The following is a 13,087-nucleotide window of genomic DNA, read 5'->3' as shown; positions in this document are numbered from 1 at the left end:
CAAGGAGACGAACCATGGCCGGACCACTTCAAAGCCACAAGATCGCTATTCTTGCCACCGACGGGTTTGAGTATGTCGAACTGGTCAGGCCGCGGAAGGCGCTTGACGACGCTGGCGCCAAGACCAGCCTCGTTTCGCCGAAGACAGGTCGCGTTCGCGGCTGGAACTTCACCGATTGGGGCGATGAGCTGTCCGTCGACGTGCACCTCGACCATGCAAGTGCGGATTTCGACGCATTGCTACTGCCCGGCGGCGTCATCAATCCTGATTCCTTGCGGATGCAGCCCAAGGCGGTCGCGTTCGTGAAAAGCTTCTTCGATGCGGGCAAACCCGTGGCGTCGATCTGTCACGGTCCATGGACCATCATCAATGCCGATGCAGCGCGCGGCCGGCGCATGACGTCCTGGCCATCACTCGAGATCGACCTTCGAAACGCCGGCGCGCAGTGGGTGGATGAGGATGCGGTGACCGATCAAGGTCTGGTGACCAGCCGAAAGCCTGACGACATCCCGGCTTTCAACCGCGCAATGATTGATCTGTTCAGTCGAGCGCGGCAGCCTGCCGCGGCAGATTGAAGCGAGAGTCCAATCTCGCCAATCCGATCCACGAGCGGGTCGCTGCCGAATTCGAACCCGAGCCGCGATTCTTGAAGGTCGATACTGATGCTGAGGTGGATCATGCATGCAGAATCCGCGGCATTCCCACTGGGATGCTATTCCAGAACGGACATGTAGCGTGAACAAGCCGGCGCAACGAGCGCGGACGGCTCGCGCCAGTTTGTGGACGTCTCGCCCGTTTCGCGCCTAACGGCCGCGGCGTCTCGATCGTCACCTTGGCCCCGATAAAAATCGGTCACATGGCTCCAGATGTGGCCCTGGAAGCTGGAAATCGAACTGTTGTTCGGAATCCATGAGCTGCCAAGCGAGTTGATGAGGAGCAATGTCGCCGCCATTCTGCGGAGCGTTGGCACTCCGTGCTGGAGACAGGCTGTCACTACGGAAGTCGCGGCCGACAGGCGACGCCGGGAGAGCAAGAGCGCGGTCATGGAGATGGCTTGGCCCGATCGGCGTTTCTTCGTAGGAGAAGCGAACCGACCGGACCTGGCCATTCCGAACCTGTGCGTACCTTGGTCCGTGACGTGTGCACTGAAAATCCGAATATGTGATTTCCGCTTCCAATTCAGGCATATATGACCCTAGAAGAGCCCGGTGGCAGAAGCCTCGTCAAATTGGATTTCTCAATCGGTCCAATTGCAGATAGGGCCGACTTGAGGCGAAATATATCAGTAAAATGAACCGCTTAGATCGCAGATTTTCTACGGCCCCCATGATGGATTGGACTGACCGGCACTGCCGGGTGTTCCACCGTCACCTGACGCGGCGGGGATTGCTCTATACGGAGATGCTGACGACCGGCGCGATCATTCATGGCGACCGGGAGCGGCTGCTTGGGTTCGACGCGGTCGAGCACCCCGTGGCGCTTCAGCTCGGCGGATCGGATCCGCGCGAGCTCGCGCTGGCGGCACGTATCGGCGAGGACTTCGGTTATGACGAGATCAATCTCAATGTCGGCTGCCCGTCGGATCGTGTGAAGGATGGCCGTTTCGGCGCCTGCCTCATGGCTGAGCCGGAGCTGGTGGCGAGGTGCGTTGACGCCATGAAGCGCGTGGTCGCCGTTCCCGTCACGGTGAAGTGTCGCATCGGCATCGACGATCAGGATCCGGAGGTCGCGCTCGATGCGCTGGCGCGTGCGGTGGTCGCCGCAGGCTGCGATGCGTTGATCGTGCACGCCCGCAAGGCCTGGCTCAACGGCCTGTCGCCGAAGGAGAACCGCGATATCCCGCCGCTCGACTATGATCGCGTCTACCGGCTCAAGCGCGCGATGCCCGATGTGCCCGTCATCATCAACGGCGGCGTCCGGAGCATCGACGAGGCAAAGGCGCATCTCGCCCATGTCGACGGCGTGATGCTCGGCCGCGCCGCCTATCAGGAGCCGTGGCGGCTGCTCGCGGTCGATGCGGAGATCTTCGGCAGGCCGGCGCCGCACGCGACCATGCAGGACGCGCTCGAGGCGATGATGCCCTACATCGAGGAGCAACTCGCGCACGGCACCCGGCTGCACGCCATCACGCGACATTTCGTCGGCGCCTTCCACGCGGTGCCCGGGGCGCGCGCCTTCCGCCGCCATCTGGCCGAGCAGGGTGTGAAGCCGGGTGCAGGTCTCGACGTGCTGCGCGAAGCGATCATGCGTGTTGGTGTCCGCGCGCCGGCGGAGGCGGCGTAACTCAGCTAGTCGACCGCCGCACGCGCGCGACGGTGGTTGCCCTGCAGCTCCGGATAGCCGGTCAGCATCAACGTGTCGGCGCGCACGCCCCAGCTTTCCAGGCGGTCGAGGAAGCTCATACCGAGCAGATTGGTCTTCATCTGGCCGCGCTGCACGACGAGGGCCGGCACCGACTTCTCGACCAGCTTGCCGACGGAGAGACGGTCGAGCGTGAGCCGGGCCGCCTTGGTGTGGCCGCCCGCTGTCTCGAGGTCGACGTCATATTCAAGCATCTCGAGCGGCAGCCCGATCGCCTTTGCGGTTTCCCACGTCAGCACCACCGAAGTCGCTCCGGTATCGATCACCATCGGTGCAGTGACGCCGTTGATCTTCGCACGCAGTGTGAATTCGCCGCCCTGGCCGCGCGGGATCTGCACGGCTGGGGCCGGGGAGGCGGCTTGTGCGCGAAAAATGTGCGAGACCTTGTGGCTGGCGCGCGCGATCTGGTCGGGATCACCATAGGCGACGACGGCACCCGCCGTGCCGGCGAGCATGATCAGGACGAGCAGGAAGCGGATCATCGCGCGCCTCCAAGGGCACGCAGGCGGATCAGATGTGTTTTGGAGATCCCGCGACCGGCACCAGTCCAGCTTCCGTCATGCGCTCCGGCAAGAGGGCCATGATCGCGAGCCGGTCTGCGCTTTCCATGGCGTGCCAGCGCGCGATCTCGGGCAAGGTGCGGCCGCAGCCGAAGCACAGCTTGGTCTTGGGATCCATCATGCAGACGGCGACGCACGGCGTTTCTTTGCTCATACGGACATAGTGAGGGATGGTCGGGCATGTCTGCAAGCATCTCGTTAAGAGCCTGTGCCAGCACTCATGATCGGCTTGTGGCGCGGCCGGCGCTTCTCGTCCGGCACAACGGAGCTCTCCGGCTGGAGCGGCGGAGAATCGTCCGAGAGCGGCGCCAGCGCACTCATCACGCGCTCCGGCGGGAACGTGACGATCACCTCGGTGCCGATGCGCAGCTTCGATTTCAGCGTGAACGTGCCGCCGTGCAGGTCAATCAGGTTCTTGGCGATCGGCAGGCCGAGGCCGGCGCCCTGTTCGGCCGACTTGATCGAATTGGAACCCTGGCCGAACGAGGCGAGCACGACCGGGATCTCGTCCTCAGGGATGCCGGAACCGGAATCCCTCACCGAGAGATATTGTCCGCCGGAGGCGGTCCAGCCGGCCTTGAGCCAGATCTCGCCGCCTTGCGGGGTGAACTTGATCGAGTTGGAGAGCAGGTTGAGCACGACCTGGCGGATCGCGCGCTCGTCGGCCCAGAGCCTCGGCATGGCCTGCTCGAACACTTCGTGGATGGTGATGCCGCGGCTCGAGGCGCGCAGCTTCATCAGATGATGGCAGTCGGCGACGATGCCGACCAGGGACACCGCTTCCTCGTTGAGCTCGTAGCGGCCGGCTTCGATCCGCGACAGATCGAGGATCTCGTTGATGAGGTTGAGCAGGTGCACCCCGGAATTATGGATGTCGGCGGAATATTCCTTGTAGACCGCCACGCCATGCGCGCCGAAAATCTCGCTCTTCATCACCTCGGAGAAGCCGAGAATGGCATTCAGGGGTGTACGCAGCTCGTGGCTCATCTGCGCAAGGAAGCGCGACTTGGCGACGTTGGCGGCTTCGGCGCGATGGCGCGCTTCGTCCGAGATTGCCTTGGCCTGCTCCAGCTCGCCGATCAGCGCGTCCTTTTCCGCGCGCGCTTCCAGCGTGGCGAAGGTGGAGGAGTGCAGGCGATGCGCCAGCAGGACGAAATAGCCTTCGGCGGCGAGGGCCAGCGCTGCCAGGATGTAATTGTCCAGCGAGCCGGTCGTGACGAAGCTCAGCGCCATCGCCACCGCGACCGGCGCCGTGGCGGCAAGGGCTGCGATCGGCAGATTGGCCGCGAGCATGCTCGATACTGCGATCACCAGCAGCATCAGGAACATCATCAGCGTTTCCGTGACCATGTCGAGCACGGGATGGATCAGGATCGCCATCCAGCACAGACCATAGAGCAGGTCGAGCACGACGAAGCGCGTCCGCCATGCGCGCGTCGCGGCCGGAGAGGCCGGCTCGGTCAGGAAGCGCCGGCAACTGCGGATCATGGCGCTATGGATGCAGAGCATGCCGGCGGTCCAGGCCGCGGCCGGGATCGGTTGCATCCACAGCCCGAACAGTACGCCGGTCGCCACCACCAGCAGCATCACGACATAGGAGGCAGACAGCCGGGTCTGGGCGTATTGCCGCAGCATCTCGGCGTCGAACGCCGGCCGGGTTCCACTGGTCGACGTTAACTTGTCGCGCGCCTCGCGCACCCGCTGCGCCGCAGCCCTTCGGCTGCTCGCCGATGGCACGCTCACCGGCTCGGCCGGAAGCTGCACGACCTCAGGCTTTTCAGCGGGGTTACTCATCAAGCAACACGGATTCCTGCCCGCGGCGGACGCGGGCTTTCTGCATTGTCTATCTCTGGCAAGAAATCCTTAAGAGCTGACTTAAGGAGCTAAAGAATTACGTTAACCCGGCGTTAATTTGGATCCCGCCGGTGCCGCTCAATGCAGCGCCGCGTACTGCGCGATGTAGACCATCGCTCCCGTCAGATAGCCCACGAGTGCGGGGCCTGCGATGCGGCGGGCGTACCAGAAGAACTCGATCTTCTCGAGTCCCATGGCGGCAACGCCTGCGGCGGAGCCGATGATCAGGATCGAGCCGCCGGTGCCGGCGCAATAGGCGATGAACTCCCAGATGAAGCTGTCGGGGGGATAATGCGCGAGGTCGTACATGCCCATGGTCGCGGCGACCAGCGGCACGTTGTCGATGACGGCGCTGAGCAGGCCGAGCAAGACGACGATCACGTCCTCGCGGCCGATCGCGGTGTCCAGCCAGCGCGCAAGCATCGACAGCAGGCCGGCATGCTCGAGGCAGGCGACCGCGAGCAGGATGCCGACGAAGAACACGACCGAGCTCATATCGATCCGAGTCAGCGCGTGCACCAGCGTAAGAGGCGTGCGCACGTGTTCCTCCTTGTGGCGATGCACGATTTCGCCGACCAGCCAGAGCACGCCGAGTCCAAACAGGATGCCCATGAAGGGCGCCAGATGCGTGACCGCCTTGAACGCCGGCACCGCGATCAGTGTGCCGAGGCCGAGATAGAACATCAGGTTGCGCTCGAACCGGCCGACGGCGAGCAGTCCGTTATCTTTCGGCGGCGATGCGATGCTCTTGCCCCTGAGCGAGAAGCTGATGAAGACGAGCGGCACCAGCAGATTGAGCAGCGAGGGCAGGAACACCGCGCTCATGATCTTGACCGGCGAGATCTGCCCGCCGATCCACAACATGGTCGTGGTGACGTCGCCGATCACGGTCCAGGCGCCGCCGGCATTGGCGGCAATGACGATGAGGGAGGCGAACAGCAGACGGTCGTCGCGGCGGGCGATCAGCTTCTGGATCAGCGAGATCATGACGATCGTGGTCGTCAGATTATCCAGAATCGCGCTGAGGAAGAACGTCACGAAGCCGATCAGCCAGATCAGCGTGACCTGGCTCGTGGTGCGGATCAGAGAGGTGATGACCTCGAAGCCGTCATGAGCGTCGATCACCTCGACGATAGTCATGGCGCAGATCAAGAAGAAGACGATCTGCGCGGTGGAGCCGACGGACTCGTCGAGCTGGCGGCCGACCAGCGCGTGGTCGCCGGTTGCGACCGCGTAGATGGTCCACAGCAGCCCCGCGCCGAGCAGCGCCGTAGCGCTCTTGTTGACGCGAAGCGGGTGCTCGAGCGCGATCGCCGCATAGGCGAGGACGAAGATGGCGGCGATCGCGATCAGCAAGGTCGTTTCAGGTCGTCAGCTATCAGCGATTAAGGCGTGCGAGCAGGCTCGACGTATCCCAGCGCTTGCCGCCCATCTTCTCGACCTCGGCATAGAACTGATCGACCAGCGCCGTGACGGGCAGGCTGGCGCCATTGCGGCGGGCTTCTGCCAGCGAGATCGAGAGGTCCTTGCGCATCCATTCGACAGCGAAGCCGAAATCGTACTTGTCCTCGTTCATCGTCTTGTAGCGATTTTCCATCTGCCAGGACTGGGCAGCCCCTTTCGAGATGGTCTCGATCACGGCGGCGACGTCGAGGCCGCTCTTCTTGGCGAAATGGATGCCCTCGGAGAGACCCTGCACCAGACCGGCGATGCAGATCTGGTTGACCATCTTGGTCAGCTGACCGCTTCCGGCGGGGCCGAGCAGCTTGCACATCCGGGCATAGGCGCCCGTGATGATCGGCTCGGCGCCGGAATAGGCATCTTCCGCGCCGCCGCACATCACCGTCAGAACACCGTTCTCGGCGCCGGCCTGGCCGCCGGAGACGGGGGCGTCGACGAATTTGAAGCCGGCCTTGGTGGCAGCCGCATCCAGCTCACGTGCGACCTCGGCAGAGGCCGTGGTGTGGTCGACGAAGGTCGCACCCTTCCTCATGCCGGCGAACGCGCCGTCGGGGCCGATCGTGACCGCGCGCAGATCGTTGTCGTTGCCGACGCAGCACATCACGAAATCTTGCCCCTCGGCGGCGGCCTTCGGCGTCGGTGCGGTCTTGCCGCCGAACTTGTCCGCCCATTCCTTCGCCTTGGCCGCGGTCCGGTTATAGACGGTGACCTCATGGCCCCCTTTTTTCACGAGGTGTCCGGCCATGGGGAAGCCCATCACGCCAAGACCGAGGAAAGCGACTTTAGCCATTGTGGTACCTTGTCCGTAGTTTGGGTTTACGGTTCTTGCCAGGCGAGGGATGCCTGGGTTCCGCGGCGGGGCGGATCGGAGGCGCACCATAAACCCTTGAGGCCAGAGGGCAACGGCTTCGTTTGGCGGCCTGCTGTGCTAGGCTGGCGGCCCCAAGGACTTCAAAACAAGGGAGCGAGAGCATGGGCGGCGTGAGCGTGGGCGTCCTCGATCATTTCAACATCCGGACCCGGAATCTGGCCGAGACCGTCCGCTTCTTCGAAGACGTGCTGGGCCTCGAAAAAGGCGCACGGCCGAATTTCGCCTTCCCGGGCGCCTGGATGTACAGCGAGGGCAGGCCGGTGGTGCACCTCGTCGACATTTCTCCGACCGCCGAGCCACAAAAGCCGGATTCCGGCGTTGTCCACCATGTCGCCTTCGCCAGCCGCGGCTTTGACGGCATGAAACAGCGGCTGGCGTCAAAGGGGATGAAGTTCGAGTCCCGCCAGGTGCCCGGCGGCGATCTCTGGCAGATCTTCGTCCACGACCCCAACGGGGTCATGATCGAGCTGAACTACGAGGCCGCCCGGGAGCAGGGGGCGGCGCCTGCCGAAAGGGCTGACGATATCGGCAGGCAGTAGCCTTTTGAGCGTTTCCGCTCTAATGGGGCATCCTCAACTCCAGGAGATGCGCTTTGAGCGTGACGCAGCAACAGGTTCTCGACAGCCTCGCCAGGGTCCAGTCGCCCCGCGGGGTCGCGCTTCCCCATGCCAATGTGCTGAGCGCGATCAGCGCCTCCGACGGCAAGGTGTTCTTCTCGATCAATGTCGACGCCGCCGAGGCAAGGGCCTGGGAATCCGTCCGGGCCGAAGCGGAAGCTGCCGTGCGCAGCATTCCCGGCGTCACCACCGTCATGGTGGCACTGACCGCGGAGCGCAAGCCGGGCTCCGCGCCGCCGCCACCCCCGCAGCCGAGCCGCGGCACGCCCGGCGTGCAGCCGGCCCATGCCCACAAGCCGCCGCAGGGCGGTGGGTCGCCGATGGCGCGGCAATCGGAAATTCCCGGCGTTGCCGCCGTGATCGCGGTCGCCTCCGGCAAGGGCGGGGTGGGCAAGTCGACCACCGCGCTCAATCTGGCGCTCGGCCTGCGCGACCTCGGCCTCAAGGTCGGGCTGCTCGATGCCGACATCTACGGCCCCTCGGTGCCGCGCCTGACGGGCCTGCGCGACAAGCCGGAGCTGAACGAGGCGCGCAAGATGATTCCGCTTCGGCGTTTCGGCCTTGCCATCATGTCGATCGGCTTCCTGGTCGAGGAGGAAACCGCGATGATCTGGCGCGGCCCGATGGTGATGTCGGCGGTGACGCAGATGCTGCGCGACGTCGAATGGGGCAAGCTCGACGTGCTGGTCGTCGACATGCCGCCGGGCACCGGCGATGCCCAGCTCACGCTGGCGCAGAACGTGCCGCTCAAGGGCGCCGTGATCGTCTCGACCCCGCAGGATCTGTCCCTGATCGACGCGCGGCGGGGACTGGCCATGTTCAAGAAGGTCAACGTGCCCGTGCTCGGGATTGTGGAGAACATGAGCTACTTCCAATGTCCGCATTGCGGCACGCGATCAGACATTTTCGGTCATGGCGGCGCCCGACATGAGGCCGAGAAGCTCGCCGTGCCATTCCTGGGCGAGATCCCCCTGCACATGGCGATTCGCGCCACTTCGGACGCCGGCAATCCCGTCGTCGACAGCGAGCCGGACGGCCCTCATGCGGCGATCTACCGCGCCATCGCGGGCCAAGTCCGGGACCAGCTCAAGGGCGTCATTGCCGCGGCCTGACCGGTCGCCGCGGCACGCTCCGGGGGCATGCGACTTTTGTAGAGGCCCGTCATGCCATTGTCGCGTTCCGAAACCGGGCTGGCCGTGTTAAAGGCCCACGGCAGTCAAGCCCCTTCGGTTCGACGCGACCTCAACGCGTCGCCAGAATGCGCGGCGGCATAAGAGAAGCCAAGGGGAAACGCCCCAGCAAGGAGAGACCTGAAGATGAAGCGTCGTGATTTTCTCAAAGTATCGGCAGCAGGCGCGGCGGCGACCGCGGTGGCCTCGCCGGCGATCGCACAGTCCTCACCCGAGGTGAAGTGGCGCCTGACGTCGAGCTTCCCGAAGTCGCTCGACACCATCTATGGCGGCGCCGAGCAGGTGGCGAAGTACGTCGCCGAGATGACCGACAACAAATTCCAGATCCAGGTGTTCGCGGCCGGCGAAATCGTCCCGGGCCTCCAGGCGCTCGATGCGACCTCGAACGGCACGGTCGAGATGTGCCACACCGTCTCGTACTATTACGTCGGCAAGGACCCGACCTTCGCGATCTTCGCCTCGGTGCCGTTCGGCCTCAATGCGCGCCAGCAGAATTCGTGGCTCTACCAGGGCGGTGGCAACGAGCTCGCCAACGAGTTCTTCAAGAAGTCGAACGTGATCGGCTTCCCCTGCGGCAACACCGGCACCCAGATGGGCGGTTGGTTCCGCAAGGAGATCAAGACCGTTGCCGACCTCTCCGGCCTCAAGATGCGCATCGGCGGCATCGCCGGCCAGGTGCTGCAGAAGGTCGGCGTCGTGCCGCAGCAGCTCGCGGGCGGCGACATTTATCCCGCGCTGGAAAAGGGCACCATCGACGCGGCCGAGTGGGTCGGCCCCTACGATGACGAGAAGCTCGGCTTCGCCAAGGTCGCCAAGTACTATTACTATCCGGGCTTCTGGGAAGGCGGTCCGACCGTCCACGCCTTCGCCAACCTGGAAAAGTTCAATGCGCTGCCGAAGAACTACCAGGCGATCCTCACCAACGCGACGGCCAACGCAAACAGCTGGATGGCCGCGCGCTACGACATGCAGAACCCGGCGGCGCTGAAGCGCCTCGTCGCCGGCGGCACCCAACTCCGTCCGTTCACCAACGAGGTGCTGGAAGCCTGCCTCAAGGCGACCAACGAATTGTGGGCCGAGGTCTCCGGCAAGAACGCCGACTTCAAGAAGTCGATCGACGCCATGCAGGCCTACCGCTCCGACGAATATCTGTGGTGGCAGGTTGCCGAATACACCTACGACAGCTTCATGATCCGCTCGCGCACCCGCGGCTGATCTACCGGCTTAGGTCCCAAGACCGGATGGCCCGGCCTCGCTCGCGAGGCCGGGCTTTTTCTTTGCCGCAGTGCGATCGGGATGGCATTCGGTCCCGTGATGTTCCATTCTGTCGGCAAGCCTCGGAAAGAAGGCTCCACAATCAGATCCATCAGGGCAGGAAATCATGAAGAGAAGAGACTTCATCAAGGTCACAGGACTTGGTGCGGCCGGCGCCGCCACGCTCGCGGCTCCCGCGATCGCGCAGTCGATGCCGGAAATCAAATGGCGCATGCCGACGAGCTGGCCGAAATCGCTCGATACCTTGTTTGGCGGCGCCGACATGATGTGCAAGATGGTCGCGGAGGCGACCGACAACAAATTCCAGATCCAGATCTTCGCGGCCGGCGAAATCGTGCCCGGCCTCCAGGTGCTCGATGCCGTGCAGAACGGCACATGCGAGATCGGCCACACCGCGTCGTACTATTACTTCGGCAAGGACCCGACCTTCACCTTCGGCTCGGCCGTGCCGTTCGGTCCCAACATGCGCATCAACCAGGCCTGGTACATGCAGGGCGGCGGCCGCGATGTGCTCAACGAGTTCTACAAGAGCTACAACGTCATCTCGCTGCTCGCGGGCAATACCGGCTGCCAGATGGGCGGGTGGTTCAGGAAGGAGGTCAACACGCCCGAGGATCTCAAGGGCATGAAATTCCGCATCGGCGGCTTCACCGGCCGTGTGCTCCAGAAGCTCGGCGTGGTGCCGCAGCAGCTCGCCGGCGGCGATATCTATCCGGCGCTGGAGAAGGGCACGATCGACGCCGCCGAATGGGTCGGCCCCTATGACGACGAGAAGCTCGGCTTCTACAAGATCGCGCCGCACTATTATTATCCCGGCTGGTGGGAAGGCGGACCGATGCTGATGGCCTTCGTCAACCTCGAAAAATGGAACGCGCTGCCGAAATATTATCAGAGCGTGCTGGAGCAGGCCGGCCACTACGCGAACAACTACATGATGGCGCGCTACGACAACGCCAATCCGCTGGCGCTGAGAAAGCTGCTGGCGGGCGGCACCAAGCTGCACGCCTTCTCGCCGGCGATCATGGATGCCTGCTACAAGGCCGCCAAGGAGCTGCACGCCGAAGTCGGCGCGACCAACGCCAACTTCAAGAAGGTGCACGACTCGCTCGCCAAGTTCACGAGCGACGGCTACGCCTGGTTCCAGGTCGCCGAGGTCGGCTACGACATCTTCATGGCGCGGCGGTCGCAGAGCTGATCACGCTGTCCGTCGCATGCAGCGCCTCGGAGCGATGGCTCCGGGGCGCCGCCGTTGCAAGCCTCCGAAGGGCGTCCAAACAAAAACCTGCAAAACAACCCCATGCACAGTAGACGGGGACAGGTTTATCAATGGCTTGGCGGCTCAGCGCGAGATTTTGCTGAATTGCCGAAAGGGCTTGATACGTCGGGCAAAACAATGGTAGAAACTTATGATCGAAAAATCCGAATTGCGGCGGTGCGGGCCCACGGGATCAAATGAGATTCGATCCCGATGAGCTGCCGACCCACACATCTTAGGCCGCTCCAGGAATCCTTTCATGTTCGGCGCAATCCTCGTCATCCTCTCCATCGGGTGCGTTCGCAGCCGGTCCGACGATGGTGCTTGAACGCACGTTGTGAAGCCGACACGCGCATGCGCGAAGCGTGACGGCGATCTAACCCTTGACGTCGTACTGCTTGCTGAGATGATCGCCGATCTGAACCAGCATGGCCACACATTCCGGATAACCCGGCCGATCCGCCGTGGCCTGATCTGCGCTGGCTCGAAACTCCCAGGAGCTGCCGTCGCGAATGATGGAAATCGTCATTGCGTCCGGACAGTCGGCGTGAACTTTCAACTCGGCTTTGGCCATTGCAATCAGCTCGCTCTCCGTTTTCAACGGTTTGCTCATGAAGCTCATCCTTTCGCCCTGAGGCTGAATTCTGCTGGTTTCGCCCAAATCACCAGAACACATCTGATCGACTTACACGAAGCTGACAAGAGGCGGGCGCGTCACAATTGCCCATGAAATCGTCGCGGAAAGCCTCTTCAGCCTCGGGTCTTCAGCCCCGACGCGGCTACTCATGTTCTCGAACGCTGGAGACTTTGCGCCCAGCATCTCTAGGTAAGCGTGGTAGGTAGTTTTTCGGTGTTCCTTTTACGGAACGATCAGGCTATCGGAATCTGGCAATCGGGCTGAAGTCGCTTGCGGTGTGCTTCGAACCTCCGGCTTCACGGTACGGTATACCGGATTCAACCAGTCCCGACGGGAATGCATCTTTCACCGAACACGGCGGCGTTCGATCGTTGATCGAGGTGCCAGGGCGGCCGTTTCCCGTGGGATCTCTCAATGAGACTGGCAATTGAAATCGTACAACTGCTGATACAATCGGCCGACACCTGGCTCTTTGAAGAGACTTTATCGGGTCTGAGCGATCGGGAATGGATGGCGTTGCGGTTTCTCGCCCGCGCAAACAGGTTTTCGCGGACGCCGACTGCTCTTGCGAGCTTCCTTGGCACGACCCGCAGCGTCGCATCGCAGATCGCCGCCGTGCTGCAGAGCAAGGGATTGATGGTCCGCAAACCATCAGCAGAGGACAAGCGCTCGATTGCGCTGTGCATCACAGGTGAAGGGGAGAGGTTCCTGGAGCGTGACCCCATCAACGCCCTGCGGGATCAACTCGTGTCCCTCGAACTGCCCGATCGATCGCGGTTGCGCGATACGCTTCGCCACGTTCTGGATGGGCTCGATGCTGGCAAGCGCCGTCACCGTGCCGACGTTTGCAGCCAATGCGTGTTCCTGATCGAGAGCGGAGCGGGGAAGGAGCGTAGCTTCAAGTGCCGGCTCTTTCGAAAACCCATCAGGGAGAAGGAGACGACCTTGCTGTGCACCTATTTCGAGGGGCGGAGCTAGAAAGCTCAGGTGCTCACGGTGCCTGTCA

Annotated in this window: 13 protein-coding genes; 7 read left to right on the top strand and 6 right to left on the bottom strand. The window is 63.2% G+C overall.

Translation table 11 applies throughout. The features are described from left to right. Window positions 1–14 precede the first annotated feature (14 nt). Window positions 15–575: a type 1 glutamine amidotransferase domain-containing protein gene (locus ACNJYA_RS23175; protein ID WP_212257330.1), complete on the top strand. Its 561-nt coding sequence runs from the start codon at window positions 15–17 to the stop codon at window positions 573–575. A gap of 751 nt (window positions 576–1,326) precedes the next feature. Continuing rightward, window positions 1,327–2,283, top strand: coding sequence for a tRNA dihydrouridine(20/20a) synthase DusA (gene dusA / locus ACNJYA_RS23170; RefSeq protein ID WP_246708948.1), 957 nt, complete (start codon window positions 1,327–1,329; stop codon window positions 2,281–2,283). A 5-nt stretch (window positions 2,284–2,288) separates the two neighbouring features. Here dusA and ACNJYA_RS23165 read toward each other — a convergent pair whose 3' ends face one another. The 5 genes from ACNJYA_RS23165 to ACNJYA_RS23145 form a co-directional block, all read right to left on the bottom strand. After that, a complete protein-coding gene (locus ACNJYA_RS23165) occupies window positions 2,289–2,843 on the bottom strand; it encodes a TIGR02281 family clan AA aspartic protease (protein WP_439363429.1) in 555 nt (184 codons plus the stop codon). 28 nt (window positions 2,844–2,871) lie between these two features. Next, window positions 2,872–3,075 carry a DUF1289 domain-containing protein gene (locus ACNJYA_RS23160; protein ID WP_172788048.1) on the bottom strand — a complete coding sequence of 68 codons (204 nt, stop codon included), beginning with the start codon at window positions 3,073–3,075 and terminating at the stop codon, window positions 2,872–2,874. 44 nt (window positions 3,076–3,119) lie between these two features. Beyond that, entirely contained in the window at window positions 3,120–4,715 is a 1,596-nt protein-coding gene (locus tag ACNJYA_RS23155) for a sensor histidine kinase (RefSeq protein ID WP_260383241.1), read from the bottom strand. A 138-nt stretch (window positions 4,716–4,853) separates the two neighbouring features. After that, on the bottom strand, window positions 4,854–6,131 hold the full coding sequence (gene nhaD, locus ACNJYA_RS23150; RefSeq protein WP_439363426.1) for a sodium:proton antiporter NhaD: 1,278 nt from the start codon (window positions 6,129–6,131) through the stop codon (window positions 4,854–4,856). A 22-nt stretch (window positions 6,132–6,153) separates the two neighbouring features. Further along, on the bottom strand, window positions 6,154–7,026 hold the full coding sequence (locus ACNJYA_RS23145; RefSeq protein ID WP_172788051.1) for an NAD(P)-dependent oxidoreductase: 873 nt from the start codon (window positions 7,024–7,026) through the stop codon (window positions 6,154–6,156). Window positions 7,027–7,208: 182 nt separating this feature from the next. On the opposite strand from ACNJYA_RS23145, the gene ACNJYA_RS23140 reads away from it, so the two are divergent. The 4 genes from ACNJYA_RS23140 to ACNJYA_RS23125 all read left to right on the top strand — a co-directional run bounded on the left by ACNJYA_RS23140 (window position 7,209) and on the right by ACNJYA_RS23125 (window position 11,384). Then, window positions 7,209–7,646: a VOC family protein gene (locus ACNJYA_RS23140; RefSeq protein WP_439363424.1), complete on the top strand. Its 438-nt coding sequence runs from the start codon at window positions 7,209–7,211 to the stop codon at window positions 7,644–7,646. 53 nt (window positions 7,647–7,699) lie between these two features. Beyond that, on the top strand, window positions 7,700–8,836 hold the full coding sequence (locus tag ACNJYA_RS23135; protein ID WP_172788053.1) for an Mrp/NBP35 family ATP-binding protein: 1,137 nt from the start codon (window positions 7,700–7,702) through the stop codon (window positions 8,834–8,836). Window positions 8,837–9,040: 204 nt separating this feature from the next. Next, complete coding sequence (locus ACNJYA_RS23130) at window positions 9,041–10,129, top strand: TRAP transporter substrate-binding protein (protein WP_172788054.1); 1,089 nt, start codon at window positions 9,041–9,043, stop codon at window positions 10,127–10,129. A 166-nt stretch (window positions 10,130–10,295) separates the two neighbouring features. Then, window positions 10,296–11,384, top strand: a complete 1,089-nt coding sequence (locus ACNJYA_RS23125) for a TRAP transporter substrate-binding protein (RefSeq protein ID WP_172788055.1) — start codon at window positions 10,296–10,298, stop codon at window positions 11,382–11,384. 436 nt (window positions 11,385–11,820) lie between these two features. Here the strand turns inward: ACNJYA_RS23125 and ACNJYA_RS23120 are convergent, their stop codons facing one another. Continuing rightward, entirely contained in the window at window positions 11,821–12,057 is a 237-nt protein-coding gene (locus ACNJYA_RS23120) for a hypothetical protein (RefSeq protein ID WP_172788056.1), read from the bottom strand. 438 nt (window positions 12,058–12,495) lie between these two features. On the opposite strand from ACNJYA_RS23120, the gene ACNJYA_RS23115 reads away from it, so the two are divergent. Beyond that, window positions 12,496–13,059 carry a MarR family winged helix-turn-helix transcriptional regulator gene (locus ACNJYA_RS23115; RefSeq protein ID WP_212257339.1) on the top strand — a complete coding sequence of 188 codons (564 nt, stop codon included), beginning with the start codon at window positions 12,496–12,498 and terminating at the stop codon, window positions 13,057–13,059. Window positions 13,060–13,087 lie beyond the last annotated feature (28 nt).

This window comes from Bradyrhizobium sp. BLXBL-01 (assembly GCF_051853025.1).
Classification (GTDB): domain Bacteria; phylum Pseudomonadota; class Alphaproteobacteria; order Rhizobiales; family Xanthobacteraceae; genus Bradyrhizobium.
This window is presented reverse-complemented; position numbering and strand designations above follow the sequence as displayed.